This window comes from Sphingomonas jejuensis (assembly GCF_011927695.1).
In the GTDB taxonomy this organism is placed as follows: Bacteria; Pseudomonadota; Alphaproteobacteria; order Sphingomonadales; family Sphingomonadaceae; genus Sphingomonas_K; species Sphingomonas_K jejuensis.
Window position 1 is genome coordinate 1 of sequence record NZ_JAATJE010000008.1, and the last position, 2,516, is coordinate 2,516.

General features: G+C 68.7%; 2 protein-coding genes. Both read left to right on the plus strand.

Annotation, left to right across the window (positions count from 1 at the left end; all coding sequences use genetic code 11):
- The first annotated feature begins 116 nt into the window (after nucleotides 1–116).
- Entirely contained in the window at nucleotides 117–1,628 is a 1,512-nt protein-coding gene (gene istA / locus GGR88_RS14980; protein ID WP_083273257.1) for an IS21 family transposase, read from the plus strand.
- Nucleotides 1,615–2,343 (plus strand): IS21-like element helper ATPase IstB, encoded by a 729-nt coding sequence (istB, locus tag GGR88_RS14985; protein WP_070240731.1) that lies wholly within the window; start codon nucleotides 1,615–1,617, stop codon nucleotides 2,341–2,343. The genes istA and istB overlap by 14 nt, the downstream gene beginning before the upstream one ends.
- The last annotated feature ends 173 nt before the right edge of the window (nucleotides 2,344–2,516 follow it).

A 2,516-nucleotide genomic window follows, 5' to 3' on the forward strand; every position in this document is an offset into this window, starting at 1 on the left:
TGTGGATCGGCGTGGAAAAGGGACCCCGGTAGCGGGGTGATCGGCGTCGAAAAGGGACCCCTCATCCCGGTGGTCTAGGCTGTTCGCTTGGCGGTGTGTCAGGCGGCGAGATCGGGATGCTGGTATTGGAGACGGTGTTGAGGATCCGGCGCGAGCACGCGTCGGGGAAGGCCATCAAGGCGATAGCGCGGGACCTGCACCTGTCGCGCAAGGTGGTGCGCAAGGCGATCCGGGCGCCGGAGGCGGACATGGCGTATCGTCGCGAGGTGCAGCCGCTGCCGAAGCTGGGGCCGTTCCAGACGCGACTGGACGCGTTGCTGGAGGAAGACGAGGCACGACCGCGGCGCGAGAAGCTGCGCCTCACGCGTATCCACGACCTGCTGCTGCGCGAGGGGTTCGACGGCTCATACGACGCGGTGCGCCGCTATGCGGCCCGCTGGCGGCAGGCGCAGCGTCGCGACGTGATGAATGCGCCGGCGTTCATCCCGCTGCTGTTCCGACCAGGCGAGGCGTATCAGTTCGACTGGAGCCACGAGGACGTGGAGATCGCGGGCAAGCCGATGCGGGTGAAGGTCGCCCATGTGCGGCTGTGCGCGTCGCGGGCCATGTATGTGCGAGCCTATCCGCGCGAGACACAGGAGATGGTGTTCGACGCCCATGCGCGGGCGTTCGCCTTCTTCGGAGGCGTGCCGACGCGCGGCATCTACGACAACATGAAGACCGCCGTGACGAGCGTGTTCACCGGCAAGGAGCGGATCTTCAACCGGCGCTTCCTGGTGATGGCCAACCACTACATGGTCGAGCCAACGGCCTGCTCGCCGGCGTCCGGCTGGGAGAAGGGGCAGGTCGAGAACCAGGTGCAGACCGCGCGTGGCCGCTTCTTCCAGCCACGTCTGCGCTTTGCCAGCATCGAGGAGTTGAACGGCTGGCTGGAGGCGGAGTGTCGCCGTTGGGCCGACATGCACCAGCATCCCGAGCAGAAGGAGCTGACCGTCGCCCAGGCGTGGGCTGCCGAGCGTGGCGTGCTCCAGCCGGTGGTCGCGCCCTTTGACGGCTTCCACGAGAGCGAGCACGCGGTAAGCGGCACCTGCCTCATCAGCTTCGACCGCAACCGCTATTCCGTCTCCGCCAGGGCGGTTCGGCGTGCCGTCCAGGTGCGGGCCTACGCCGACCGCATCGTCGTGCGCTGCGACGGCCAGGTCGTCGCCGACCACCCCCGGTTCTTCGGACGCGACCGGACCATCTACGACCCGTGGCATTACCTGCCGGTGCTGGTGACCAAGCCGGGCGCCCTGCGCAATGGCGCGCCGTTCCAGGGCTGGGAGTTGCCGCCTGCGCTGTCACGGCTGCGGCGCAAGCTCGGCGCCGGCGATGATGCCGACCGGCGGTTCGTGCGGGTGCTGGCAGCGGTGCTGGATGACGGGCTGGAGGCGGTTGAAGCGGCCGTGCGCGAAGCGCTCCTGGCCGGCACCGCCAGCGACGACGTCATCGTCAACATCCTGGCCCGCCGACGCGAGCCGCCCCGGCCGCTGACCATTGTCACACCCGAGGACCTGGCGCTGCGCCATCCGCCCCGCGCCGACTGCACCCGCTACGACAGCCTGCGAGGCCTGCATGCAGCGGCATGAGATGATGACGGCCATGGCCGAGTTGGGGCTGAAGGGCATGGCTGGTGCCTTCGACGAGGCCGTCACCACCGGGCTGCAACGCAAGCGCACGACCATGGAGGTCCTGACGGACCTGCTCCGCGCCGAAGCCGCCCACCGCCATGCGGCGTCCGTCCGCTACCGGATGTCGGCCGCCAGGCTGCCGGCGGTGAAGGACCTCGACGCCTTCGTCTTCGACGACACCCCCATCAACGAGGGACTGGTGCGCTCGCTGCACAGCGGCTCGTTCCTCCCCGGTCGGCGCAATGTCGTGCTGGTCGGTGGAACGGGCACCGGCAAGACGCACCTCGCCACCGCCATTACCGCCAACGTGGTGCGGGCCGGCGCCCGTGGGCGCTACTTCAACACGGTCGACCTGGTGAACCGGCTCGAGGAGGAGACCCGCCTCGGCAAGGCCGGCGCGCTGGCAGCCCAGCTCTCCCGCCTCGACCTCGTGGTGCTCGACGAGCTCGGCTACCTGCCCTTTGCCCGCTCGGGCGGTCAGCTGCTCTTCCACCTGGTCAGCAAGCTCTACGAGCAGACCTCGGTCATCGTCACCACGAACCTCGCCTTTGGCGAGTGGCCGACCGTCTTCGGCGACCCCAAGATGACCACCGCGCTGCTCGACCGCATTACCCACCACTGCGACATCGTCGAAACCGGCAACGACAGCTGGCGCTTCAAGCACCGCAGCTGACGCCCAGGAGGCCCGGCAGAGAACGCTTCGCGCTGGTTGCGCCTCCGGTCGGGCTACGCCCGCCCTACGCCGCAACCAGCGCGAACGGCGCGCCCGTCATACCCGTCACGCTGCTCGACAAAGGGGTCCCTTTTGCACGCCGATAGGGGGTCCTTTTTGGACGCCGATTGACA